A 24,210-nucleotide genomic window follows, 5' to 3' on the forward strand; every position below is an offset into this window, starting at 1 on the left:
GGCGCATTCAAGCTGGTTCGGCATCTCGGCAGCGGCGGAATGGGCGACGTCTTTCTGGGGGTTCGCGATGATGAATTCAAACAGCAAGCCGCGATCAAAATCGTCCGTACCGGCTTTGGCGGCGAAAAGGTGGTCCGGCGGTTTGATAAGAGATGCAGTTCCTTGCTTCGCTCGGGGAACACGCCAACATCACCAGCATCCTTGACGCCGGAACCACTCAGCACGGGCAACTCTATATCGCGATGGAGTTTGTCGATGGCTTGCAGATCAACAACTATTGTGACAACCACCGAATGACAGTTCGGGAACGGCTTGAACTGTTTTGCAAAGCCAGTCAAGCCGTTCAGTTTGCTCATCAAAACGCGATCCTTCATCGTGATTTGAAACCGAGCAATCTGATGGTGACCACCGATGGCAAGCCCATGCTGATCGATTTCGGTGTTGCCAAGTTGGCGGCATCCAGCTAAGGACATCCTGCAGCTGATATCGAACACCATGCCACTAGATGGCAAATCCGCACCGAACATGAGACCTTTGACTACTCACCAACGCTTGACGTAACAACCACCGAGGCACTTTAGCAGATCGAGGTGCCGGCGGGTATTCTGGTGCCAAATCAACGATACTTTTGGGGTGTTGCTCATGTGGGAAAGAATCGCCTGCAGTCCGACTTCTCAGAGAAGCAAGAGTTTGCGACAGGTGAACTCGACTATCGACTGGAGCCATTCGAGCTTGGCAAACATTTCAATTGTGACGTTGTCAAAAGCCCTGGCGATCAAACCGAAGATGCGTTTCAAGTTTCGTCAACGCAGTTACTAATTGATGGTTTTCGGCCGGAAGGCGGCAATGAAAAGTATCGGGGGCTTCCCGAGAATCATCGGATCGGTCCGCATCGTCTTGGCGAACATCAGAAGCCAAATGCGATTCAATTTGGAAAGCACTCCGCGGCTATTCGTTTGAAGCTTCCTCGGACTAAAACGAAAGCCCTACGTTTTCTACTTGCGTCCGCTTTGTCTGCGTACGAGCCAGACGGTGCTGCGATCGAAGTGTTATTAGAGTACGCCGATGGAACGGGCGAGAAACGCGTTGTGAATTGCCCCGATTGGACGATGAAGTCCGACTGTCAACTGCCCGACGATGGGGTATTGCCAACCAATATCGTTCGCCATGGGATCGATCGGGGAACGGTTGCTGGTGCTGCTTTTAATGCGAACTACGCATTGTTCGACACCATGATTGCCGTCGACTCTAGCCGTGAACTACTTGCGATCGTCATTCCTGCCAAACAGGAATGCACACGTTTCAGCAGCGAAGCACGAATCAATATCCTTGCGATTACTGGCGTTGTATCCAAATAAGTTTTGTCCCGGAAAGCATCGAGCAAATGGGCCAGCCAACAATCGCCTCTGAAATTTGACTTGGGCGTTGGCAACGAACAAACTATCGGTTCGACCCAAGATCGCATCCTTGCTGCGTGTTTAAAACGATAGGTTCAACAACGCCGATTCTTTGGCGTTTTGGTCTGATGAAGAAAGGCGGCGTGAACCACGGAGCACAATGTCTACAGGTGCGGTCGAAATGCTACAGATGGTTTGCGCATCCGAATGAACGGGATTTAAAATGTTACAGTTTCTGGATTCGAGCCATCTAGTTTGCCGCTCAGTCAGTACCCATCGATTTCTATTTCGAATAAGGGCAATTGCGATTGTCGCAGCACTCGGCCTGATAATGCCGAGCACCTTGCTCTGTACGGCTAAAGTTGATGCCGCTGAACATCCCAATGTCGTCATTATGCTGGCCGATGACATGGGGTTCGGCGAGCTTCAATGTTTGAATCCAGAACGGGGCAAGATCCCAACACCACAGCTCGACCGCATCGCCGCATCAGGAATGGTCTTTTCGGATGCCCATAGCGGATCAAGCGTTTGCACGCCTACTCGCTATGGCCTGTTGACCGGAAGATATGCTTGGCGGACACGTTTGCAGTCAGGGGTTCTGACAGGCGGTCAATCGCTGATCGCAGAAGACCGCTGTACCATCGCCAAACTTCTGACCGATGCTGGCTACGATACGGCGGTAATCGGCAAGTGGCATTTGGGGATGTTGTTTGACGGTGAGCATCAAACGAAAGATGTCGAGGTTGGAGTTAAGGTCACACACGGTCCGATCGATCGAGGTGGCTTTCAAACGTTTCATGGGTTTCATCATGCAAGACAAATCAAGACTTGGATCGATGGTTCGGTTGTCACCGAGAACATCCAGCCAGTCGAGATGTTGCCGCGATTAACCGAAGCCGCTGTAAGCTTCATCGAATCACGAAACGCCGAATCGAAGCCGTTTCTTCTCTATGTGCCATGGAGTTCACCACACAGCCCCGTCGTGCCATCTAAGAAGTGGGCTGGAAAAAGTGGCTTGAACGAGCACGCAGACTTTGTGATGCAATCCGACGATAGCTTTGGACAGGTTATTGACGCACTGGAGCGTACTGGGCTTCGTCAGAATACTTTGATCATCTGCAGCAGCGACAACGGAACGTCTGCCCCAACGTCTAAGATGTCCGAATTGCAAAGTAAGGGCCACTTCTCCAGTGGCGATTTGCGTGGATCAAAGGCTGATATTTGGGACGGAGGACATCGGGTTCCATTCATCGTATCTTGGCCCGAACACGTTCAAGCAGGATCGTCCTGCGATCAGTTGGTTGGTCTTCAAGACGTATTGGCAACGTTAGCCGAAATGATCAACGTTCCAGTTCCGTCTGGATGCGGAGAAGATAGTGTGAGCTTTTACTCGCTCTTGAAAGGTGATCGTTCACCAACGCGAACAAGTTTGGTGCATCACAGCGTCTCGGGATACTTTGCGATTCGGCAAGGCGATTGGAAATTATCCTTGTGTCCCGATTCGGGCGGCTGGACGGGAAAACGACCGAGTAAAAAAACGTGGAGAAGCTATCAGGAACAGGGGCTTCCAATGGTTCAACTCGTTAATATCGCCAAAGATCTTGGCGAACAGCAGAACTTGGCCAACGAATACCCAGAAAAGGTTGTCGCCCTAAAAAATAAGCTCACCCAAATCGTCAACGAACATCCCAACGATACCCAAATCACAATCGAAAAGTCGCCCCGAAAGTAGACGTGCCGGAAACCTTTTAGGTGTCTTGGCCGATCAGTTCGCTGATGTTGAGGATACCTTGGTGGCCTAGCTTTTGGCTTAAGTCATGATTGATTGACCTTACCAGTTTCGGGCCATGGTAGATCAATGCGGTGTAGAGTTGGACGATCGAGGCGCCGAGCCTGACGCGTCGCAACACGTCATCGGCATTCTCGATTCCCCCAGCCGATATTAAATGAAGCCGTGTCTGACGAGTCTTGCGGTAAAGCCACGCCGTTTTCTGGTCCATCCAGTGCTTGATTGGCTGGCCTGAGATTGCCCCTGGGAGACGCTGCAAACGCTGATGTTTGATCTTGAATGTGGAGCCCGATTGTGAGGATAGGTTCAACATCAGGCCGGAAACATTTGCATTTTGGAGAGCGATATCGATTACTTCGTCAATCAAATGGTCATTCCAGTCCGGTGAGACTTTCAGAAAAATGGGAATGTCGAAAGCTTTGAATTGAATGTCCTTCAGCAGTCCTGCCAGTCGAGATGTTGTTTCGAAGAAGCCCCTTCCGTCCGAAGTGTTGGGGCAACTGAGATTTAGCATCAGATAGGACGCGAACGGCGCAAGAAGCTTTGCGGACTGTAGATAGTCGTCGAGAATCTGATCTTCAGTCGCATCATCGGAAGGGCCGTCGTTGGTGTTGACGATGTTGATTCCCAGAGGGACGACTAATGTGCCACGTTCGCTTAACATCTGCAGGCGTTTTGCGACAACGGATGCACCGTCATTAGGAAGACCATAATGAACCTTGATCCCTCGGTCTTTCGTTAGTCTCCATAGTCTCGGGCGTGGGTTTCCAAGCGAGGGCCGTGCCGAAACTGAACCGATCTCAAGATGTCCAAATCCGAGTGATTGAAGCGACGCGATCGCGTGTCCGGATTTGTCGAGACCGGCCGCCAAGCCAATCGGCGATCGCAAACGTAGACCAGCGATCGTGGTGGCAAGGCGACTATCGATCCGCTGAGTTGTTCTTGGTTGAGCCCCAAAACGCGGCAGTGCTTGTGTGACGCGTGCCCCACCGATCACGAGATTGTGCGCCGTCTCGGCATTTAAACGAAATAGTAGTGGACGCAGCAAACGATAGGGAAACACTGCAATGGACCGAATGATGGGGGCAAGCGATGCTACTTCGCATCGTTTAGCAATCGAGCAAGATGTTTTGAAAAGCTCTGTAGCTGCGACTCATTATAGGTGAACTGCCCGGCAAGCTTTGCGGATTCTTTATCCCAGTTGACTTCATTTCCCGGAGGAAGATCCACCAATCCAAAGGCTCTCTCACTGGGGAAGCCGAAGAAATTAAATTCGTTGGCATCGACATGGATGTGCCGCGCTTCGACGGTCTTGAATGGAGTCATACGAAAAGGTGAGTCAATGACTGGGAAACTGGTCTTTCCCTGTTCCACTCCCAGAGGCGCCAAGAGCCATGTGATCATCGCACCTTCGCCCGTCATTGGATCGATGTAGACAAAGTGTCGCGTGATATAGGGGCGATTCTGACCGCGGCGATGCATCATCGAGGGTGCGTCGAAGATGATAATTTCCTCTGATCTTCCAACAACCTGGACTTTTTTGAGCTGCTGTTCGCTAGTCTTGAGCACTTGATTCGGAATCAATCCTAGTGACACACCAAGCTCTGCTGCTTTATCAGAGGAGACAATGATTCTGCCTTGGTCAGTGGCGACACTGTAGCCAGCAGCGACATCGGCCAGTCGAAACTGTTTCTGCTGTGGGGCAGCATTTGTTGTCTGGATTACCGACGCCATCAACGTGAGTGAGCACTTCGTTGCCGCATCGCGAACTGTACTGCTAACGCCTTTTGCATCCCCTGAGGACAGCTTCGGAATCGCTAGTAAAATTAATCGATTGAAGGGCGAATTGGCCTGCGGCGACTCGATATCTACCCCCGGTGGGATCACCGTGATTGCATGAGGAATCGCTTGGGTCGGACTGACCGCAAAGACCGACGATGATACCGCTGTGGCGATGATCATTCCGATGGCCAGCGTCACGCCTATTTTGCGTCTCGCCGGTCGCATTGTGCCGCTTCGGGAGTTATGTTCCATCGGATCACCCATCTCTCAAGTCGATTAGTCCACCACAAAATGTCGGATCGTGTACCCAACGATGATAACGCCGACGCGATCATCAAGACAATTTCACTCTCACGCTACTTTCCCGAAGGTGACGTGCACGCGCTGCGGGATGTGTCGCTAGAAATCCCTCGCCAGTCACATGTGGCGATTGTCGGGAAAAGCGGAAGCGGCAAGTCGACACTCTTGAATTTGATCGGCGGAATGGATCAACCCAGTTCAGGATCGATCCAGTTCAATGGGCAGCCATTGAAATCATTGAATTTGGATCGCTACCGTTGTGATCAGATCGGTTTTGTTTTTCAACGTTACTATTTGCTTCCCAATCTGACAGCGGTTGAGAATGTACAGATCCCGATGTTCGAGACGACGTTGAATGCGTCAGAGAGAATCGAAAAAGCACGGCAGCTTTTGTCGCAGGTCGGTCTGTCAGGAAGGGAGCGGCACCTGCCGAGACAGCTATCGGGTGGTGAGTGCCAGAGGGTTGCGATTGCTCGAGCGATTGCGAATGATCCGAAGCTGATTCTTGCTGATGAACCGACCGGGGCATTGGATAGCGACACCGGCTCGCAAATCTTGACCCTACTGGAATCGCTGCAGCAGTCGAATCAAACCGCATTGGTTGTCGTCACCCACGATGATGTTATCGCGGGACGAGCCGGTTCGCAGATTGAGCTGAAAGATGGCGAGATCGCAGACATCAGGTGACAAGAAGATCTAGCAGCCTGTTGACTTTCGATTGTCGCCCTTCACTCCGTGAAGGTAGCGCTCATTCCAGCAAGTCTTGCGAAGTCGAAAGCGACTTTGTGAGACATCAAATCTGAAAATCAACAGGTCGCTTGGTTCAGCTTGACACTTGATCGACTAGGACGTCCGCACGCGGAATTCCTTGACCTGAGTTCGATGTGCGGTTATTCACCGCTAACGCTGTATTCGAACTGGTCGTCCTTCATGTCAATCGCGACTTTGGTGATCGGTTCACCTGCCGCCAAGCTTGATAGAACGCGAGACGACAACTCGGGTAGCATTGTTCGATTGAGAATGTGATCGATGTTTCGTGCGCCGGTATCGACTTCGGTACAGCGGCTTCGAATCGAATCGACCACCGCATCGGTGTATTCGAATTCGGCACCGTAGCTTTCGGCGACCCGGCGGGCAACTTTTCCAAGCTTCAGCCGAATGATACGACTCATCACATCGTCGCTGAGCGGGTAGTAGGGAATCACGCTAACACGTCCCAAGAACGCTGGCTTGAATGTATTAAGTAGTTCTGGGAAGACCGCTTCGACAAACCCATCCGTATCCGGCATCGTGTCTTCGTCCGCACAGAGACTTTTGATCAAGTCGGTTCCGGCGTTGGTCGTCATGATGATGACCGTGTTTTTGAAGTCGATATCTCGGCCTTCGCCATCCTTCATTTGCCCTTTGTCAAACACCTGATAGAAGATGTCTTGAACACCGGGGTGGGCTTTTTCAACTTCGTCCAGCAAGACAACCGAGTAAGGTTTACGCCGAACAGCCTCGGTCAGGACGCCACCTTCGCCGTATCCCACATATCCGGGAGGCGATCCCATCAACAAAGAAACTTTGTGTTCTTCCTTGAATTCGGACATGTTGATCGTGGTCATGTTTTGCTCTCCGCCATAGAGCAAGTTGGCCAAGGTAATCGCGGTTTCGGTTTTGCCGACACCACTCGTACCGGCAAGCAGAAAGACACCGATCGGGGTTCTTGGGTCACGAAGTCCGGCACGGCTGGTGCGAATGCTTTGGGCGATTCGGTCAAGCGCGTGAGACTGTCCAACGATCGATTCTTCCATCAGCTCTTTCAACTGAAGGACGGTATTGATTTCATTGCTGACCATCCGGCCGACGGGAATGCCGGTCCATGCTGCAACCGTTTCGGCGATCGCACCGGCGTCAACGGACGGGAACAGCAGCGGTTGCTCTCCTTGCAGTTTTTGAAGTTCTTGCTCGGCGGCAACCAATTCGGATTTCCACGCCGCGATCTGCTCTTCGCTGGGTTCTTCAGGCTCGTCTGCGGAGGCTGTTTCAGATGATTCGGTATCCTGCTTAGATTCGTCGGATGTTGGTTCGGCTGCCAAATGTTCCGGCGCATCTTTGTCGAGTTTCTTGCGCAGGTCGATGATGGTTTTCAGCAAACGTTTTTCTTCGGCCCATTGGGCACGTAGTGTTTCTAGTTCTTGCTCGACCTGAGTAATCTCGGCTTCGGCAGCCTGAATCGATTCGCTTTGGTCGGCGCCGGTCTGTTGCTCTCGCTTCAATATTCGGATCGAAACATCCAACTGGTCTCGTCGTCGCTGTGCGTCTTCGATTGCTGGCGGCGTCGATGACTGGCTAAGCCGGATTCGAGCGCAGGCTGTGTCTAACAGGCTGACCGCTTTATCGGGAAGTTGTCGTCCCGAGATATATCGTTTGGAGAGCTTGACCGCTTCGACGACCGCTTCGTTCATGATGCGAACGCGATGGTGTTTTTCGAGGGTGCCGACAAGGCCACGCATCATTTCCACCGCCACCGGCTCATCCGGTTCGTTGACAATCACGACTTGGAAACGACGCGCCAGTGCGGCGTCCTTTTCAAAGTACTTTTTGTATTCGGCCCAGGTTGTCGCCGCGATTGTCCGCAGTTCACCACGCGCCAGGGCTGGTTTAAGCAGGTTTGCCGCGTCCCCTTGTCCTGCCTGACCACCGGCACCAATCAACGTGTGGGCTTCGTCGATGAATAGGATGATCGGAACGGGCGAGCCTTTTACTTCATCGATCACGCCGCGAAGACGATTTTCGAATTCGCCCTTCATTCCGGCACCGGCTTGTAGCAATCCCAAGTCCAGGGTGTGGATGCGGATGTTGCGAATCGCTTCGGGGACATCACCGGCAGCGACTCGCAATGCAAAGCCTTCGACGACGGCTGTTTTTCCGACCCCGGCTTCGCCGGTGAGAATCGGGTTGTTTTGCCGGCGCCGGGTGAGGATGTCGATCAACTGACGGATTTCTGGATCGCGACCGAGCACCGGATCGATGTGTCCCGATTCGGCACGTTCGGTTAAATCGATGGTGAATTGGTCCAGTGCCGGAGTTTTCGTCGGTCCCGTTTTTCCGTCTTTGCCTTTCCCAGCAGCTGCCGATTTTGCAGCGGTTGAGCCGACGCCCATCGGGACATCCGTTTCCTCGCTTTCGGAAAGGATATTGCTGAAATCTTGTGCGAGTGAATCACCGTTGATCGCATCAAATTCATCGGATGCATCTCGGGCTACCGGGCGCAGCGCCGACGATGTCAGCAATGCGATTAGTACATGTCCGCTGCGGACCTTGGCAGAACCGTGATCAACAGATGCGATCAGCCAAGCTTCACGGACAAGGTCAACAACGTTGGGTGACAATGCGGGGGGACGACCGTTTCCGGTTTGAAGCTTGTCAATCGCCTTGTTTAGGTCCGCTTGTAAGGTGCTGATGTCGACACCCGAAACTTTACATGCAATCGTCAGATCAGCCCGGTCGTTCTCCAGCAGCTTAAGCAACCAATGTTCGATCTCGATGTTGTAGTTGGTTCTCGAAAGGCACAAGCCGGCTGCGGATTCCAAAGCACCTCGACAGGTGTCGTTCAGCTTGCCAACTAATTCTTTTAAGTTGATCTGGGCCATTTGTCTTCGAGAGTTCGTGTGTGGTGATGAGTTGTAAACGTGAATTGATACGGTTCAATTGACTAATGAATTGGTGCGCCGTCATGTTGGAATACGGCGGCGTCGCTGTTGCTTGTCGGTTGATGGCTGCAAAGCCAAGTGTTCCAACCCAAGTGTGGTGACGTTTGATTGGGCGACTGCTGGCTGCCTGACCCCTGACCACCTGACAGCTGATGGGGCTTCTGCTTACTAGGCTTCTGCTCACTAGGCAACTGGGGAGCGGACGGTGCGAGTTGGCACGCAGGGATTTCGCTTGCCAAAAGGATGACCTGTAGATCAAAGTCAAATTCCATTCCGACATAGCTGCGGATGAATTGGCAGGTCTGTGCGAGCGTGTTACCGGTCGGCATCAGACGCGTAAAGTCCTCGAGTTTGACTGGCCCGATTTGAATCCGAAATTTTGATCCTGGGTCCCAGGTTCGTCCGCCAAGGATGGTGTCTGTCCCGACGATGCTGTGTCCGCCCAGGGTACCAAGGCGAGAACATTCGTTGGGAGGTAGGACCAGCCATTGTCCGAACAACGAGATGACTTTTGCGGGTAAGTCTAGGTAGTCAGAAACGATCGCACGCAGTGATTCGGCGGTTGGGCGGTCGTTGAAAACGCCGCCGTAGTAAATCAAGGCGTCGTCGGTGACATGAAGTCGATCGCGTGTCTTTTGGGTCCCACGACCGACGATGGCCAGCAACGTCTCACGAATCAAGTCGGCTTCGGGACGTGAATCGTATTGGGCAGTTTCGTATCCAACGGCCAAGGAGTACTTTTCCCAGGACCGGAAAAAGAACGACAACTGGCGGTGCGAAAACATATCAAAGAAGCTTCGCATCGCGTGATCTTTCGCATGAACACGATCGATCACCATCTGGGTGTAATGCGTCGGCAACGCACCTGCAGGTCCTGTCAATCCCCAGAAACTGACTTGCATGTCGATAAGGCCGCCAGATGCAGCGTCGCCGTCGGCGGATGATTGTTCGCCGGAATCATGCGGCGTGACCGACAGGACTTCGGAAGGCGCAAAACGAAGTGCCGGCTGGACTTGGAAACGCACCGGTTCTTCGTTGATGTTGCTGATCGTTCCGATCCGACCACGCCGTTGACGTTGTGGCGTGTCAGTGAGCGATGTGGAACCGGCATCCTCTGGTCGTAATGTCGATGGCTCCGCTGACGTATCACTGCCCTTGGGAAACGCGGACAGCAACAACCGGACGGCTTGATAGAACGTGAACTTATAAGGTTGACGTCGTAATCTTTCTTTGACAGAAACCTTGGTTTTCACAGGAACTCCTGTCTGCCGGAGCGGGCGGGCCATTTCGCGATATCTTGTTCGCGGAGGCTGCTACGAAGGGTTGTTCGTGTGAAGGAATTGATCGAAGCATACAGCGCGAAAAATCTTTCCAGCACGCTGCCTAGCAAGTACGCACCACCGCTGCTTAGTTTTTCTTCGTCAATGGTCAGTTGCAAATCGAGCCCTCGGCACATCGAAAGGCCGCCTGTAGGAGCTTTGCATCGCGCGACGCTCGGTTGGCAGATGACGGATCGGATCGAGTCGATACGTTGCTGTGAATCACCTTTGCCGATGAATTCATACAGCCCTAGGATTTCACGAATCGCACTGGCACCTTCACGTCCGTCGAAAAGCGAAACGTGTCCGAGTGACAAGTGGCTGATCAATCGCCAATAAGTTCCTTTTCCGAGCGGAGGTCGTAGCGGCACACGCGGCTGCGTGATGCACTTCGGCGGCAACAGCGGACCGCCTCGGACCAATGTCATCGATGGCTTGCCACCACCGAATTCCAAACGTTGCGGTAAGTTCCTGCTGGTGCACAACGCACGGATGTCCAACACCGTTCCGTCTTGAACATCTGGATCGAAATCCAAATCGACGAGCGAAAGATACATTTCTGTCGCCGAATCCTGAGCACCACCGCTGAAGTCGCTTCGTCGACGATGGGTATGAAAGAACCCGCGTCGGTCACGCTGCTCGCCGGCATGCCGGATCGAATAGAAAGGATGGAAATCTCGATCCGGGGATTCCGAATCGATCGCTCGAACGCTTTGGATCGAGTGGATTTCGAATGCCCTCGGTTGACGAGCATCCGGAACAACGTGGTACTCGTGATCGGTATGACCAACGCGAATCGGTTCGCATCGATGTTCGAAAAGGTTGACGATCGGCGTGCAACCGATGCGAAGCGTATCAGGTTCGACAAATTGCTCGACCGAGCTGACGTGTCGCTTCAGCAGCACAAAAAGATGGAGCGAATTTCCAAAGCCCTTCAGTCGGTCTTTCGGGATTCCGCAAATATCAAAGAACATGAACTTTTCCGGAGCAGCGAAGTACTCCGTTAGCAGGCGATATCCGCTGAATGTTCGTGGCTCTTCCGGGAAAATACACTCGTCCGATTCAAAGCCGATAACGCGCAGGTTCTCTTTGGAAAGCCGGATCGGATTGGGATCATTGGCTGACTTTGCGATCAGCATTTCGATCGAGTCGTTATGAATCAGCTCGTATAGATCCATTGCGGCATGCGAGATTCCTCGGATGAAGAATCTTAGCTTGTCGAGTTCCATCATCTCGAAGGTGACAGATTCACGAAAGGTTTGCAGTTCAACGTGGACCGACGATTCCGCTTTGGGTAGCAATGGGCTTGGCGGACTTTGGAACGGTTGACCTTTGTAGGATGCCGACGCGACTCGCATCGGAAAAAGCTTTAGCGGGTAAACGGTTCGGAATTGGCAAACACCATCCTCGGTCGAGTCCGTTTCGATTTCCGAATCGGATTCGATGTCATAGCCAGCGACCAAGTCGGCTTGTCGCGGATCGAGGCTGAATTCGACGATCGCGGTCGACGGGACCGGAGCGAGGTAATGCGGGTAGAGCACACCGAGTAGCGCATGCGTGATTTCGGGGAAATCATCGTCAAGCTTTAAACGAGTCCGCGCCGACAGCAACGCGAAGGATTCAATGATTCGCGAGACGTGTGGGTCTTCACTAAGGTCATCGCCAAGTCGCAATCGTGCCGCGATCTTAGGATGCTGCTTTGCGAACTCAGATCCGAATCGGCGCAGAAACTGAAGTTCCTGGTTGTAGTACGGAAGCAAGCGATCGGTCATCGACGGACTCCTTTGACGACAAAGTCACCGCTCGTCGCATCTAGCTCGCTGTCGTAGACAACGGGTTCGGGGGCAGGATCAATTTTTAACATCGCGTCGATTCGGAAACGCAAAGCACGGTCGGTTGGATCGTTTGTATCGGCAAGCTGCACACGAACTTTCGTCAGCCTCGGTTCAAAGACTTCGATCGCCCGTGTGATCATTTTGCGAAGGGTTTCTTGTTGCTCTCGCGATCCCGTACTGATGCCGACACAGTCAGGGATGCCATAAGCAAAGACCGAACGGTCCAATTCCTTTAGATCATCCGGCCAGGATGTTGCTCGACAGCGAGTATTCAAAAGAGCTTGCAAGTCTCGTCCGACAGATTCTTTCATCTGCGAAAGGACCTGTGTCCGATTCATCGGCACTTCGCTTTTCCGGTGTGGTTCTAGATCGATCAACCGATCGAGAACACTGGGGATAAGCGGGCGATCGTTCGGGACACGGGACATTGATGTAAATAGTTATTCGCAGGAGGAATGAATTCAAAGGCAACCGATCAGTTTATTCTTCGCGAGCGATCGACTGCAGTTCCATGAATGCCATGTCTGCATCACCAGCGAGGATCATACGTTGGCCTCGCCCCCGGACGATACCTGATTCTGTCTCTACCCAATCGGTCCCACGCCCGAGTCGCAGGTTAGCGTCGGCCAGCGAATCCTTGTCGGGTTCCAAGTAGATAGCGGGAATATAGACTTCGCCATCGGGACCGGATTCGATCGACAAGCTGGCCTGTCGCCAAAGCAAATCGAAAGGCCGTTTTGGGGGATGCATTTCCAAGTGCAGGATCTGATTCCAGTCGACCCAAAAGTATTTACCGGTGGTTGTGTAAACTTCTAGAACCGGGGCAAGTAAATCATCCAGGTCGCGAATGTCGTCGACTTGATTACCGTTGACGCTGATCGGTTGACGTAGGATCGCTTGGTCAGCAAACGGTGCCAGTTCGCTCGCTGCACCGGCCTGATCGCCATCGCGATAAAGCGTCAACGCACGAAGATGCGCGGTGAGACGTTCGGAGGGTTCGCCGAGAAATTCGGGGACGCGGCCATCGTAGAAACTTTCGCGCCGAGCGAGTTCTGCACGAACAAGTTGCCTTAGCAGTGCCGCGCCGATTGCCGCTTGGGCGTCTTGATTACCAACAGTGTCCAGCTGCTTGTCAGCGCGTTCAAGGTTGCCCGCGATGCATGAAAGTTCGGCCAACTGAAAGCGGTACGCGACGTTCGCAGGTTTGGCTTTGACTAGCTGAAGCGACGCTTCCATCGCCTCGTCCAACTTTCCCGCTTCATACAACTCCATGGGGGACGTTGTCATTGCGTTGATCCTTGCTGATAGATTCGGAGAAGTTTTGAATGGGAAACTATGATCGGCCGATACGCGTCTGCAGGCGGATGCTGCCGACCATTTCGTCAAGTTCGTAATGTGGCGCAAGTCGCATCATACAGTAGTAAGCACCTGGATTACTGGGGTCCGGTTGGACGGTAATCGCCGCTTCTCGCAGAGGCTTACGACTCTTTACATCCGCGCTCGCTTCACGATCGGCGGTGACGTATTCGATGATCCAATCGTGAAGCATTTGTTGCAGATCATCCGCGGTCGCGAACGAACCGGTTTTGGTTCTCGCGATGACTTTGACGTAGTGGGCAAAACGTGAAACGGTCAAAACATAAGGCAGCATCGCACTGATCTTTGCGTTTGTCGTCGCTTCGGCGGTGTCGTAAGTTTTCGCCCGTTGCAGAGACTGCCCACTGGCAAAGACGGCCATCGGGGTGTCTTTGCAATCACAGATTGGCAGCAGTCCTAATTCACTGAGTTGTCTTTCGAGAGTATCACTGACAGCGATTTCGGTGATGGGCCGCGGGATCACACCTTTCGAATCGGTCGGAAACGAAAGTGCCGGAAGATCCGCGACCAAGCCGCCGCCTTCGACGTCTTGCCGCAGTCCCCGAATGTCAGCCAACCAGCCGCTGTTGGCGAATGACCGCATCAACACCGAAACATAAGCGTAGGATGGATTGCCCCAGAGGTAATCCTGTCCGTCAGGGTTGCTGACGTCTTCTTCGAAAATGAACCCGTCAATTCGGCTACCGTCGTCTTCGTAGGGGCCACGCATCAAAATACGCGGTAACACGACGCCTAGAAAACGCGAATCGTCATCGTCACGAATCGCATTCCATTTCAGATAGTCTGGTCGCGAAAGCCTGGCTGAGTGATCGCGTGTGATTTGCAGGTCACCAAAGGATTCCAAGTCCAACAGCGTCGGACTGGCAGCCATCAAGATCGGGCAAAAAGAACTAGCCGCGACACCGGCGAGCGATCGAACGACAAATAGATCGTCCGTCGTTCGTTCCGGAGAAACTTTCGGGTGGATGTCATAGTCGCCGATCAACACGCCAAACGGTTCACCGCCGGGTGAGCCGAATTCGTCTTCGTAGATCTTCTTGAAGATCGTGCTTTGGTCGAATTCGACGCTGCGTTCAAAGTCCTTTTCAAGCTCCTTCCACCGCGCTGTCAACACGCGGATCTTGATCATCGGATCGGCTTCGATTTCGGCACGGTTGACCAAGAATTGAAGCCCACGCCACGAGGATTCCAATTTCTGGAATCGTGGGTGATGGAGAATCGCGTTGATCTGTTCGTTTAGCCAATGATCGATCTGAGCGATATCACTCGAAAGGCGGCCAAGGATATGATCTTTCTGCTGTGGCGAGCTATCTTGATTCCAGTCGGTGCCCAACCAACGATCAAGTGATTGGCCAACGGTTTTAGCCGCCAGAAATTCCTTGAGAGGATCACGTTGTGATTGGGCAGGTCTATCAGCGGATGATGTCGCTGGCTGATCGAGAACCTGATCCAGCAGACTCGAGGCAAGCCCTGATTCAGTCGTTCGCGCCGAAGCGACGTCGTGATTGGGAAGCTCGGCGGAAGACATGCGTGGTATTGGGTTCCAGAATCGGATGACGAATTCACCTGACGCCATCGTCAAGTGAGTTGCGTGTCCAAGGGGAGAGTGAATTCAGTGATTGAACGTTGAACGATTTGGAGAAAAACAGATGCCGCGGATCACTTCATGTAAGCCACGCTACTCTCGCGAAGTGATGCGGCTGCGGAATCGTTGGTTGTCCAATCGCGTCTGCTTGCAATGGGAATTGATCAAGCAGACGCGTTTTAAATTCCGTTTTATCGAGGCCGCTTAGCCGCCTAGCTTTGGAATACTGGCAACCATACGCATGCTGGTTGTCAATTCTTCCATTTGTAGCCAAGGACGCATCCAAGCGACCGCGTTGTAGGAACCAGGCTTTCCTGGGATTTCCTTGACTTCGACGCGAGCTTCGGCGAGCGGATAACGAGCACGCACATCGGCCGGAGGGTTTGCGTCGCTCGTCACGTAATTGTGAATCCAGCGATCAAGCCAAGCTTCACAATCACTCGCTTCCATGAACGATCCGATCTTATCGCGACCGAGCACTTTGAGGTAATGCGAGAAGCGGCTGGTTGCCATGATGTAAGGCAGGCGTGCACTGATGGCCGCATTGGCGGTCGCTTCGGGGCGATCGTACAAGGTCGGCTTCTGGCAAGTTTGTGCTCCAAAGAAGACCGAGTAGTCGGTGTTCTTGAAGTGACAGAGCGGCAGGAAGCCAAGATCGCTGAGTTCTTTTTCACGGCGATCGGTAATCGCGATTTCCGTTGGACACTTCAAGTCGGTGTCACCGTCGTCAGCTTTAAAGATGTACGTCGGCAAGTCCTCGACTTTACCACCATTTTCGACGCCACGGATCGTGGTGCAGAAACCGGTTTTGGCAAAAGCATCGGTCAGTTTTGCGCCCATTACATAGGCTGTGTTCATCCAGCAAAACTGGTCATGTTCGACATGGACCGATTCGCCTTTGCTGCCGACGGGGACTTCTTCGTATGCGAATTCGTCGATTGTCTTGGTGTTCGCACCGTAGGGCAAACGGGCCAAAGTTCGCGGCATGGTGAGTACACAGAATCGGCTGTCTTCGCTTTCGCGGAAGGCTTTCCATTTAGTGTATTCGGCGCTTTCAAAAATTCGGGCCAAGTCACGTGGTTTGGAAAGTTCTGTCCATTCGTCGAACCCGAACAGCTGTGGCGCCGTGGCCGAGATGAAGGGGCAGAATGCGGACGCCGCTACCCCGCTGACCTTGCTCATCAAGTCCACGTCTTCGGGGTGATTGGTGAATTCATAGTCACCGATCAGGGCACCGTATGGGGCACCACCGGGTGTGCCGAACTCGTCCTCGTAAATCTTCTTGAACAGTTGGCTTTGGTCAAATTCGACCGCGCGGTCCATGTCTTTGAACAGTTCACGTTTGCCACAGTTAAGCACACGGATCTTTAGCGATTCGCCAGTTTCGCTGTTCATGACCAGGTGCTGTAGGCCGCGCCAGGAGCCTTCTAGCTTTTGGAACTTTTCGTTGTGCATGATGGCAGCGAGTTGCTTGCTCATCTTTGCGTCGATGCCGGCAATTGCGGCATTGATCGATCGCATGACATCTTTGTCAAAACTGACGGTGCCTTTGAGGGCTTCTTCGGTCAAGGTTTTGATCAGTTCTTCGGCGCGTGAACGCTCGGTTTTCTTGGTCGCTGCGATGGCAGATTCCAGCAGACTGGTGCCGGCTTCGGCGGTCACTTCGGCTTGCTGTTCTGGTTGGCTTTCGGTCTCGCCGGAACTCATGGCCAGGGACTCCTAAAGATCAATGGAATGTTGTACGTGATGTTGGGATTGAGATCGCGACGCGCGTTTATTCGTCATCTTTGGATGCGTCGACACCCAATTCACCGGATAGTTGCTTCAGCTGTTCGCTGTTGGTCAGCACTTGTTCGAGCACGTTTTCCAGGTCGTCGCTGCGATCGATTTTGGTGGCCAAGTCGCGAAGCTTGTCGCGAGTTTCCATCAGTTTCTTTAGCGGTTCGACTTTCTCGACGATATTGGCCGGTTCGAAGTCTTCCATGGATTGGAAGTCCAGATTGACCGACATTTCGCTGCCGTCGCCGGCGAGCGTGTTTTCCACACGCATGTTCAGACCGGGGGTCATGCGTTGGAGAACGTCGTTGAAATTGTCTCGATCGATTTGGATAAACTTCCGATCTTTCAGGGGTTTCAGCTTGGACGTCGGGTCACCAGAAAAATCACCCATCACGCCAACGACGAATGGCAACTCTTTGACGACTTGTGCCCCTTCGGTCTCGACCTCATAGGTAATGTGTACGCGAGGCTTTCGGACGCGATTTAGCTTTTGCTGTTGGCTTTCAGCCATCTCAAATTCTCCAGACGCAATTGCGGATCACTTAAACGGAATTTTCCCACTCCAAATCCTTGCCTGCGAAACGGGAACCCTCGGGTATCGGTTGTAAAACACCATCGGGGGTCAGGCAACCTTTCGCCGTCACGCAGCTAGCAAGAAACTTGCGAAATTTAACGGTCAATCATCTTCGTAAGACTCCTCTTTTATCGGCACGCCGACACGATCAGAGAAGTTCTTGAGGACGTCTTCATCACGAATCAATGTTTGCAACAGCGTTGGCAAGTCCATTCGGCCGAATTCGACTGCCTGTTGCAGCATGTAGCTGACCGGCGAATGAGGTTCTGTTTTGCGAAAGAATTCACTCGCTTTCATCAGCATGCGGAACGCATCTTCGCGATTGTTGACCTGAGCCTGTGCCAGGTCGACTTTAGGTGTCGCGGGGCTAGTCATTCCGGTCGAATCGCTGTCCTCGGCGACTTCTGAGGTCACTTCGCCGGAACCGCCGTCGCTGAGCAAATTTCGTGTCAGCGTGGCAAAGGATTGTTGTACGGATTGCAATGCGCGACGAATTTGACTGCTCGGTGGCGTGCAATCTTCATGTTCGTCGCTTTGGCACTTCGCTTCCAAGATATCGCACATTCGCGAGAACTCTGAAATTGCCGAAGCGATATCGCTTTCGTGGGTTCGCAGCGTTGCCAAGTCGACCTGGCGAGCGGCGTTTTGGAAGTCATTCTCGGTGACTTCACCACCACCACGTTCGACAGCCTCGCGATAGGCCGCATAGGTCAGCGCGCCATAGCTGGGCACAAGCTCGACTTCTTCGATCGGGGAAATCAGTGTTCCTGCCCCTTCGAGTCCGTTGAGGCTGGTCAGTTGCGAGACCGTATCGGCATAGCCTTCGTCTTCGTCGAACGGCGGGTAAATCCCGTCCCAATACTGTTCACTTAGATCGGCGACCAGCTTGAACCCATCGCGCGCTCCGGCGATGCCGTTGATTCGGGTGTTCGCTTCGATTAGCCAAGTCGCGACCCAAAGATCTTTGGAATGATTCGCCAGAATTTCCGTGCATTGCTTGAGAACGGAACGCCAATCGGGAGGACTGGGCGATTGAACGCTTTGCCCTTGCGCGTCAAGTTCGGCAAGGTCGTCTTCGCTGTACAACGCAAATTCACGAATCTTGCGTTCGATCGCAACCGCCTCATTGCGTGAATCTTTCGCCTGTTGAAAACGTTCAAAGTCGGAACGCTTCAAAAAATCGCCGGTTGGACTGTCATCCGAAATCGGTGCCAGCAGGGCGTCAAAATCAAGCGTCGGTTCGGATGCCATTGTCAGATGCCGTTCGTTAAAAAGTGAGGCGAGATGGTTATTTTCGGTCACTTCACCGAATAGTTGCGGAGAAGTTTCAAAATCATCGCCAAGTTCCTTTCGGCGCAAAACTCACGAGATCGATGGCTTTGTTTGCCAGGCCATCTGTGTCAGTCCATCCCGCCGCATCGTCTGCACCATCGCAAGCTGACACGTCGATGATTAACGCGTGGCGGTTCGCGGTGGTGTGTTCAATGCTAAAGCGGGATGTCGAATCAATCGTTACCGGATCTGCGCAAAGATTGTGCCAATTGGTCCAAACCTTTGGCGTGGATTCGGCTTGCCCAACTCTTGCTGATTCCCGCCCTTTCGGCGGCCTCGGTCAGCGAAAAACCTTCGAAGTAAATACTGGTGATAAGCCGTCGAGCGTCAGCGGGTAGCTGAGCGACGAGCTTTCTGAGGGTTGTTTGCATTTCACGGTTGGCAACGACTTTGCTGGGAATCTCGTTGCGATCAGGCGCGTCGGACAGGGCTCCGGTAGCGTCCGAGCTTTCTTCACCGCTGGCCAGATAGACGATTGCCAACCGTTCGGACATTCGGCCGAGCCAATCGGCGTCGTTTTCGTTTGGTGTTTCAGGTTCACCTTCGGCGGTTGCGCTCGCATCCGATTTTAAAACGTCGTCCGCCATTTCACGAAAACGTGCCCTTCGCAGTCGTGCCCGACTGGTCCAGTTCATTTTCGAAACACCGTCGTAGATCGCACCGCGGACTCGATAGTATGCAAACGTCGTGAACCGAACGCCTTCATCGGGATCGTACTTCTGGGCAGCTTCGGCCAGGCCCAGTTGCCCATAGGCGATCAGGTCGTCCAGATCCATCGGGATCGGCAGTGACCGATGAACACGCATCGCGAGCGAGCGCACCAGGCCTTGAGCCTCGCTGATCAATTCGGAAACACTCGGTCGTTCTTCCGGAGGCTGGCTCAATTGTCCGCTCCCAAGGTGGACCAAAAATGCTGAATACGGTGACGTGATTGGTCGTTGTTCCAGAAAGCTTTGCCGACTTCGGCGAAGCAATCTCGTGGAAGTCTCGCACAACGTTCGCCCAGTCGATGTTCAAGGACTTGGCGAGCGATTTCGACGAACAGCAGTTCATCGCAGGGCTGGTCAACTCGTGTTTGTCTTAGACGCACCAACGCGTCGATTAACGATGTGGAATCCTCTTGGTGCCGCGCCAGTGTCTCACCCAAAACATCGTTCAGCAACTGCTGGTTCTTTGACAATTCGAACCCACTAATGTCCGCGGCCTTTTCATCGGCACCATCGCCATCGATCTGAGGCTCGTAGTGAGCCTCAGGCTGTGGTTCGGATTGTGGCTGTTGGGCGGACATCGTGACGGACGTTCGAAGTGTTGGGCTAGGCGTTGATGTTGTAGTGATAGATGAGCAAACCGATGATCGTGGCGACAAGAGCACCGTTGACCACCATCAGTGCTCGCACACCCGCTTGCATCCGGTCTTCTTCGGCGACAGCTTCGCTGCCCCATTCCAATTCTTCTTCTTCGTTTTGAGCCTTCTTAAACACGCTGGCTAAGAAGGCTTGTCGGTCTGGCATTTGTCCACTGGCGACGAAGTAGCAACCGCTGAACAGCAACGGTTCGGAGTCGCTGAGGTGGGGGCCTGAGGGATTGATTCCGTAAGCCGATTTGATCAAGTGTGACAGACGTGGCTGGAAGGTCGATCGAATCCGGCAAAGCAGCGAATAGAGGTGACGGTTACCGGCTTTGTTCAAGCCATCGCCTTCGCGGAATAGCAGATACGACCAGTCTTCAAAAGCCCCGCATGCGTGTTTGACGACGGCATCAAGTTGTTGCGCGTTTGGCAGGTTCCAAAGACCGTAGCCTTTGCCGAAACGCTGAACTGACGATCGTTCGGCACCAACACGGCGGACCAGTTCACGGAAACCGGTTTCCATCTCCATCGAATCGACAACGTGGGTCACGCTGCAGCGGATCCGCAAACTGCCTCGCAAGCAGGCCATGTCGGCTTTAAGTGCGATCAGGATTTGGTTCACCATCTCTTGCGAACCGTCAGCCAAAAATCGGAATGGTGTCGAGACAATGACTCCGTTGATCGGGCATAGCGGATCGCGAAGTTGTTTGAACAGTTTCGCCAAATGGGCCAAACGGTTGGTCGCCTCGCTGGCTTCGCTCGGTGTCATCGAAACACCGGCGATTCCGCCGCCTTGGGGTGCTGTTGGGTTCCGAGTTCCGCCCGACAGATCGCCCACCATCATTGTGCCACGCATTTCACCGCCGGCACCCTGGTTGGGAGTCGGGATGTTCAGTGCCGCGATCGTGTTGCGAACTTCATTTGAATAGCTGCCACCCGGATTGGCAGCAGCCGGCGGAATCGGAGGACCGCTAAAAGCGCCACCGCTGTTCATCGCACTGACGTCCATGGTCGCGTTTGGCGAAAATGGTGGCGGTGGGGCACCGGGCATTTGGTCAGGAACGATCGTCGCATCACGCGGTGCACCGATCAGTTTGCTCAGTTGGCAGCACTCGGTGCAGATCACATAGATGGCTTGCTGATTGGCAAAAACATGAATCGGGGCTGGGCCAAGCGGTGTGCGAACCGGGAACTGCGTGTTGCTGCTGGCCATGAACGAGTTGACGTTGTCGACTGTCCCGGGACCCAGGATCATAAAGATCGGCGTTTCACCGGGGTCGATCGAATGCTCTTTCATCGCTTGCAGAGCGTTTTCCCAGGCCCGATCCAGATCCGGGTATTGTGACGGTTCGCCTTCGAGCCAAAGCTTTAATGCGTACCAAGCGACCGCGGGTATCGCAAAGCAGAGCAGCAAGACGATGGGCAATTCCATCTTCAGGAAGCCACCGAACTGCTCTCGGTCGTCGGTATAGAAACGGACGATTCCCCACAGGATTGCCACGAATAGCAAGCCCAGCCACAGTAGCACCGCTGCGCGTGTTTGCAGCGACAGCCCAAGGACACGTTTGGGAGTGCTGATAACGCTGCTGGGGATCCGTGCCATCAGGCGGAACGGATACAGGACCGCATCGATAAAGCTTCGAATGGCGCTTCCCATCCTAGCAGGACCTCATGAAGAAACGTTGTCGGTTGGAGCGTGCGAAGAAATCCCGCAAGTGGAGTCGGTTCACCGGTTCAATCGCCGCCACGATCAGGTGTCGTTTGTCGTTGGCATTGTTCATTCGGCGAGGACCATTCTGGCGATTCCGACGGTGATGGCGGACAGGAGCACGCAGCAGATGACCGAGCTGATCATCAAGTATTTTCCTTCCAGCGGTGGCGCACCCATGCCGGGACGGCCTTGTTCCAGAATCGGTGGGCGTCCCTGGCCCAGCTGAATTGTCATCCCGGTACGCCGTGCCCATTCGTTAAGCGAAGGGGGCACGCCGAAGTGTTCGTGCTGGGCGGTGGCTTCGGGATCACCGTAAAGTCCTCGGAATCCCAGCACCACGCAGACATAGAAGACTTCCAACGCGTCTTTGCGTGGCAACTGTGACGCTTTCTGGCTCTGCTCGTAAAATTTCGAAAACGCACTGGTGGTGTTGAAGATCTGGAATTCCAACCGGTTTTGTTCCCACCACTGGCTGCCATCCCAGGCGGCTTCGATCAACAAGTCGTCGACCCACGCGACGAGCGCGTATTTGGCTAGCCGCCAATCTTCACTGCTGCCGAGCGAGTTTTCGGCAGCATCCAACAGGCCGCGGACTTTGGCGTTGACGTCTTCCGGGTTGGGGCTTCGATTGATCTCAATCTCGTCGATCACCGACGAGACGTACATAAAAATCGGATCGACCGCTTTGGCAAATTCAGGCGACATGAATCCTGTCGGATGGGCAATTCCAAGGTGATGTTCGGTACGTTCTCATGCGAAAACTGATCAAGCCATCTGGACCAGGATGGCTTTTGCAGCCAGCACTGACGATGTCAATGTTCAGGTTTCCATCGAGCCGATCGGTGATCGTGTCTCGGTTCCGGGCCAGTTCGTTCGCGCTCGATCGCCAGATGACGAAATCAACCGCTATCCGCTATTCAACGGGAACCGCAAAGAGGCTCAGCCGCAATGTGCCTTCGATTCCATCCACGTTGATTTGCAATTCTTTCTTTCCCTGCAAAGTTTCCAAGTTGGTGATCAGCGCCTCTTTGAATCGAACACCCAGCCGAGGTGAGTCATCTGATTTGAGGTCTTCCCAAGCCGGTCCACTTTTATTGACGCTGTAAAACAACCAGTTGTCCCCTTGCGGCAGTGCGCGAGGCGCTTTGGTTTCTGTAATGTTCAGGCCTTCTTGTCGATATCGGAACATGAAATCGACTTTTTCACTTTTTCCCAATTTCCAGTCTAAACGACCAGGGACCAAAAAGTCGCGGCACTGGGCTGAGTTGATCCGTTCATATTGCACCCCAATGTACCATTCCCAGCCCTGCCCCATCCATTTCTGGTCGAGCGAGACTTCCTGACCTCGTCCGGCGCCGATGAAGTCACGACGCTCGAATTTGTATTCCTGCACTTCCGTGATCAATGAGCGGATCTCTTCACGAACCCAGCGGAATATTTTTGCCAAGTCATCATGGTCATACAGCGGGACTTCACCGGGGCGTCGATCGGGACGGAAAATCGACAGCGAACCGACGATTCGGCAAAGTTCGGTGTAGGCGACGTGAGGGTGGACTCCACGCGCAAACGCCAGTGAACGAAGCGCGGCGTAACCGCTGTTGAGCGCCGTCAGCATCAGCAGTCGATTCATATCACCCGCTTCGGGGGATCCTTGCATGATGCCCCGAGTGTTGACTTGCTGGGCGAGGACTTCGAGTTTTTGGCCGATGATGTCGTAAACTGCACGAACATAGTCCCGTGCCAGTTCGGGCCAAGCGTCGCAGCCGAGCACGGGCGGGATGTAGTCGTGGTCAATCTCCGGTGCCGCTTCGGCCGCGCCGCTTCGCTTGATTCTTGCGATCGGCAATGTTTCATAGCCGCCGAGGTTATCGGTGCCGAGCAGGATTTGAGCGTTCAGGCTGCGCGTTGTGATCTCCTGCTCGTTTCCGCCTGCGTTTTCATCCGCAACGGAGCTGGACTGGCTAACAAAGCGGTGTTGTCCGCCCGTTTCTTCCAGCGTGTTGGCGCGACCGAGCCGTAACTTCGGGACGGCTAGAAAGACGTCGATTGATTCGACGTCGTCGAACGCGTCGGCGAGGCTTCGTTTCGACGCACCACCGGTTTTTCCGAGGTCAACGCGGTCTGGCTGAGACGCCGCGTCAATCCAGATGACGGTGCCATCACGTAATCTCGCCTGACATTCAGACAATTCGAATTGCCCGTTTGCAATCGCGTCTCGCGAAAAGCTGATATGACGAATGCCGTAGTTGTATCCGTGATCGAGCGAAACCTGTTGGCGGGCGTTTTCGTCGATGCTGCGCTCAGCTGCCTGCATATGATGAGGCCGAAGGAACATTCCTTCCAGCCAAGCAACGCTCTCGTTATGCATCGGTGCTGATTACTCC

20 protein-coding genes are annotated in these 24,210 nt (G+C 53.5%); 4 read left to right on the plus strand and 16 right to left on the minus strand.

The window, feature by feature from the left end:
* Nucleotides 1–152 precede the first annotated feature (152 nt).
* The 3 genes from LOC67_RS19100 to LOC67_RS19110 all read left to right on the plus strand — a co-directional run bounded on the left by LOC67_RS19100 (nucleotide 153) and on the right by LOC67_RS19110 (nucleotide 3,129).
* Nucleotides 153–467 (plus strand): serine/threonine protein kinase, encoded by a 315-nt coding sequence (locus LOC67_RS19100; RefSeq protein ID WP_230264320.1) that lies wholly within the window; start codon nucleotides 153–155, stop codon nucleotides 465–467.
* A gap of 141 nt (nucleotides 468–608) precedes the next feature.
* Nucleotides 609–1,358 carry a hypothetical protein gene (locus LOC67_RS19105; protein ID WP_230264321.1) on the plus strand — a complete coding sequence of 250 codons (750 nt, stop codon included), beginning with the start codon at nucleotides 609–611 and terminating at the stop codon, nucleotides 1,356–1,358.
* A 370-nt stretch (nucleotides 1,359–1,728) separates the two neighbouring features.
* Entirely contained in the window at nucleotides 1,729–3,129 is a 1,401-nt protein-coding gene (locus LOC67_RS19110) for a sulfatase family protein (RefSeq protein ID WP_230264322.1), read from the plus strand.
* A gap of 16 nt (nucleotides 3,130–3,145) precedes the next feature.
* Here the strand turns inward: LOC67_RS19110 and LOC67_RS19115 are convergent, their stop codons facing one another.
* Together LOC67_RS19115 and LOC67_RS19120 are read right to left on the minus strand one after the other, a co-directional pair.
* A complete protein-coding gene (locus LOC67_RS19115) occupies nucleotides 3,146–4,249 on the minus strand; it encodes a quinone-dependent dihydroorotate dehydrogenase (protein ID WP_230264323.1) in 1,104 nt (367 codons plus the stop codon).
* Nucleotides 4,250–4,281: 32 nt separating this feature from the next.
* Nucleotides 4,282–5,220 (minus strand): hypothetical protein, encoded by a 939-nt coding sequence (locus LOC67_RS19120; RefSeq protein ID WP_230264325.1) that lies wholly within the window; start codon nucleotides 5,218–5,220, stop codon nucleotides 4,282–4,284.
* Between the two features lie 39 nt (nucleotides 5,221–5,259).
* Between LOC67_RS19120 and LOC67_RS19125 the strand changes: the two genes are divergently transcribed.
* A complete protein-coding gene (locus tag LOC67_RS19125; protein ID WP_230264326.1) occupies nucleotides 5,260–5,955 on the plus strand; it encodes an ABC transporter ATP-binding protein in 696 nt (231 codons plus the stop codon).
* Between the two features lie 203 nt (nucleotides 5,956–6,158).
* Here the strand turns inward: LOC67_RS19125 and tssH are convergent, their stop codons facing one another.
* From tssH to tssK, 14 genes are all read right to left on the minus strand, one after another.
* On the minus strand, nucleotides 6,159–8,906 hold the full coding sequence (gene tssH, locus LOC67_RS19130) for a type VI secretion system ATPase TssH (protein ID WP_230264327.1): 2,748 nt from the start codon (nucleotides 8,904–8,906) through the stop codon (nucleotides 6,159–6,161).
* A 62-nt stretch (nucleotides 8,907–8,968) separates the two neighbouring features.
* Complete coding sequence (gene tssG, locus LOC67_RS19135) at nucleotides 8,969–10,252, minus strand: type VI secretion system baseplate subunit TssG (RefSeq protein ID WP_230264328.1); 1,284 nt, start codon at nucleotides 10,250–10,252, stop codon at nucleotides 8,969–8,971.
* A complete protein-coding gene (tssF, locus tag LOC67_RS19140) occupies nucleotides 10,216–12,057 on the minus strand; it encodes a type VI secretion system baseplate subunit TssF (RefSeq protein ID WP_230264329.1) in 1,842 nt (613 codons plus the stop codon). The genes tssG and tssF overlap by 37 nt, the downstream gene beginning before the upstream one ends.
* On the minus strand, nucleotides 12,054–12,548 hold the full coding sequence (tssE, locus tag LOC67_RS19145; protein ID WP_261366988.1) for a type VI secretion system baseplate subunit TssE: 495 nt from the start codon (nucleotides 12,546–12,548) through the stop codon (nucleotides 12,054–12,056). The genes tssF and tssE overlap by 4 nt, the downstream gene beginning before the upstream one ends.
* Before the next feature lie 52 nt (nucleotides 12,549–12,600).
* Nucleotides 12,601–13,407, minus strand: a complete 807-nt coding sequence (locus LOC67_RS19150) for a type VI secretion system accessory protein TagJ (protein WP_230264331.1) — start codon at nucleotides 13,405–13,407, stop codon at nucleotides 12,601–12,603.
* A gap of 46 nt (nucleotides 13,408–13,453) precedes the next feature.
* A complete protein-coding gene (gene tssC / locus LOC67_RS19155; protein ID WP_230264332.1) occupies nucleotides 13,454–15,025 on the minus strand; it encodes a type VI secretion system contractile sheath large subunit in 1,572 nt (523 codons plus the stop codon).
* A 261-nt stretch (nucleotides 15,026–15,286) separates the two neighbouring features.
* A complete protein-coding gene (gene tssC, locus LOC67_RS19160; protein ID WP_230264334.1) occupies nucleotides 15,287–16,789 on the minus strand; it encodes a type VI secretion system contractile sheath large subunit in 1,503 nt (500 codons plus the stop codon).
* A gap of 67 nt (nucleotides 16,790–16,856) precedes the next feature.
* Nucleotides 16,857–17,372 carry a type VI secretion system contractile sheath small subunit gene (tssB, locus tag LOC67_RS19165; protein WP_230264336.1) on the minus strand — a complete coding sequence of 172 codons (516 nt, stop codon included), beginning with the start codon at nucleotides 17,370–17,372 and terminating at the stop codon, nucleotides 16,857–16,859.
* 165 nt (nucleotides 17,373–17,537) lie between these two features.
* Complete coding sequence (gene tssA / locus LOC67_RS19170) at nucleotides 17,538–18,794, minus strand: type VI secretion system protein TssA (RefSeq protein WP_230264337.1); 1,257 nt, start codon at nucleotides 18,792–18,794, stop codon at nucleotides 17,538–17,540.
* Nucleotides 18,795–18,940: 146 nt separating this feature from the next.
* Nucleotides 18,941–19,651: a sigma-70 family RNA polymerase sigma factor gene (locus tag LOC67_RS19175; RefSeq protein WP_230264338.1), complete on the minus strand. Its 711-nt coding sequence runs from the start codon at nucleotides 19,649–19,651 to the stop codon at nucleotides 18,941–18,943.
* Nucleotides 19,648–20,055, minus strand: coding sequence for a hypothetical protein (locus LOC67_RS19180; RefSeq protein WP_230264339.1), 408 nt, complete (start codon nucleotides 20,053–20,055; stop codon nucleotides 19,648–19,650). Before LOC67_RS19180 ends, LOC67_RS19175 begins: the two co-directional genes overlap by 4 nt.
* Before the next feature lie 25 nt (nucleotides 20,056–20,080).
* Entirely contained in the window at nucleotides 20,081–21,772 is a 1,692-nt protein-coding gene (locus LOC67_RS19185; protein ID WP_230264340.1) for a type VI secretion system protein, read from the minus strand.
* Between the two features lie 120 nt (nucleotides 21,773–21,892).
* Nucleotides 21,893–22,531 (minus strand): DotU family type IV/VI secretion system protein, encoded by a 639-nt coding sequence (locus tag LOC67_RS19190; RefSeq protein WP_230264341.1) that lies wholly within the window; start codon nucleotides 22,529–22,531, stop codon nucleotides 21,893–21,895.
* A gap of 208 nt (nucleotides 22,532–22,739) precedes the next feature.
* The gene (tssK, locus tag LOC67_RS19195; RefSeq protein WP_230264342.1) at nucleotides 22,740–24,194 is read right to left on the minus strand and encodes a type VI secretion system baseplate subunit TssK; all 1,455 of its coding nucleotides are present in this window, start codon (nucleotides 24,192–24,194) and stop codon (nucleotides 22,740–22,742) included.
* Nucleotides 24,195–24,210 lie beyond the last annotated feature (16 nt).

This window comes from Stieleria sp. JC731, assembly GCF_020966635.1.
Taxonomy (GTDB): Bacteria; Planctomycetota; Planctomycetia; order Pirellulales; family Pirellulaceae; genus Stieleria.

What these genes read in the sequence shown, in the direction of transcription:
- LOC67_RS19100 (WP_230264320.1), top strand. Translation starts at nt 153, where the DNA reads ATGCAGTTCCTTGCTTCGCTCGGGGAACACGCCAACATCACCAGCATC.
- LOC67_RS19110 (WP_230264322.1), top strand. Translation starts at nt 1,729, where the DNA reads ATGCCGAGCACCTTGCTCTGTACGGCTAAAGTTGATGCCGCTGAACAT.
- LOC67_RS19120 (WP_230264325.1), bottom strand. Translation starts at nt 5,220, where the DNA reads ATGGAACATAACTCCCGAAGCGGCACAATGCGACCGGCGAGACGCAAA.
- LOC67_RS19125 (WP_230264326.1), top strand. Translation starts at nt 5,260, where the DNA reads ATGTCGGATCGTGTACCCAACGATGATAACGCCGACGCGATCATCAAG.
- tssH (WP_230264327.1), bottom strand. Translation starts at nt 8,906, where the DNA reads ATGGCCCAGATCAACTTAAAAGAATTAGTTGGCAAGCTGAACGACACC.
- tssG (WP_230264328.1), bottom strand. Translation starts at nt 10,252, where the DNA reads ATGGCCCGCCCGCTCCGGCAGACAGGAGTTCCTGTGAAAACCAAGGTT.
- tssF (WP_230264329.1), bottom strand. Translation starts at nt 12,057, where the DNA reads ATGACCGATCGCTTGCTTCCGTACTACAACCAGGAACTTCAGTTTCTG.
- tssE (WP_261366988.1), bottom strand. Translation starts at nt 12,548, where the DNA reads ATGTCCCGTGTCCCGAACGATCGCCCGCTTATCCCCAGTGTTCTCGAT.
- LOC67_RS19150 (WP_230264331.1), bottom strand. Translation starts at nt 13,407, where the DNA reads ATGACAACGTCCCCCATGGAGTTGTATGAAGCGGGAAAGTTGGACGAG.
- tssC (WP_230264332.1), bottom strand. Translation starts at nt 15,025, where the DNA reads ATGTCTTCCGCCGAGCTTCCCAATCACGACGTCGCTTCGGCGCGAACG.
- tssC (WP_230264334.1), bottom strand. Translation starts at nt 16,789, where the DNA reads ATGAGTTCCGGCGAGACCGAAAGCCAACCAGAACAGCAAGCCGAAGTG.
- tssB (WP_230264336.1), bottom strand. Translation starts at nt 17,372, where the DNA reads ATGGCTGAAAGCCAACAGCAAAAGCTAAATCGCGTCCGAAAGCCTCGC.
- LOC67_RS19180 (WP_230264339.1), bottom strand. Translation starts at nt 20,055, where the DNA reads ATGTCCGCCCAACAGCCACAATCCGAACCACAGCCTGAGGCTCACTAC.
- LOC67_RS19185 (WP_230264340.1), bottom strand. Translation starts at nt 21,772, where the DNA reads ATGGGAAGCGCCATTCGAAGCTTTATCGATGCGGTCCTGTATCCGTTC.
- LOC67_RS19190 (WP_230264341.1), bottom strand. Translation starts at nt 22,531, where the DNA reads ATGTCGCCTGAATTTGCCAAAGCGGTCGATCCGATTTTTATGTACGTC.
- tssK (WP_230264342.1), bottom strand. Translation starts at nt 24,194, where the DNA reads ATGCATAACGAGAGCGTTGCTTGGCTGGAAGGAATGTTCCTTCGGCCT.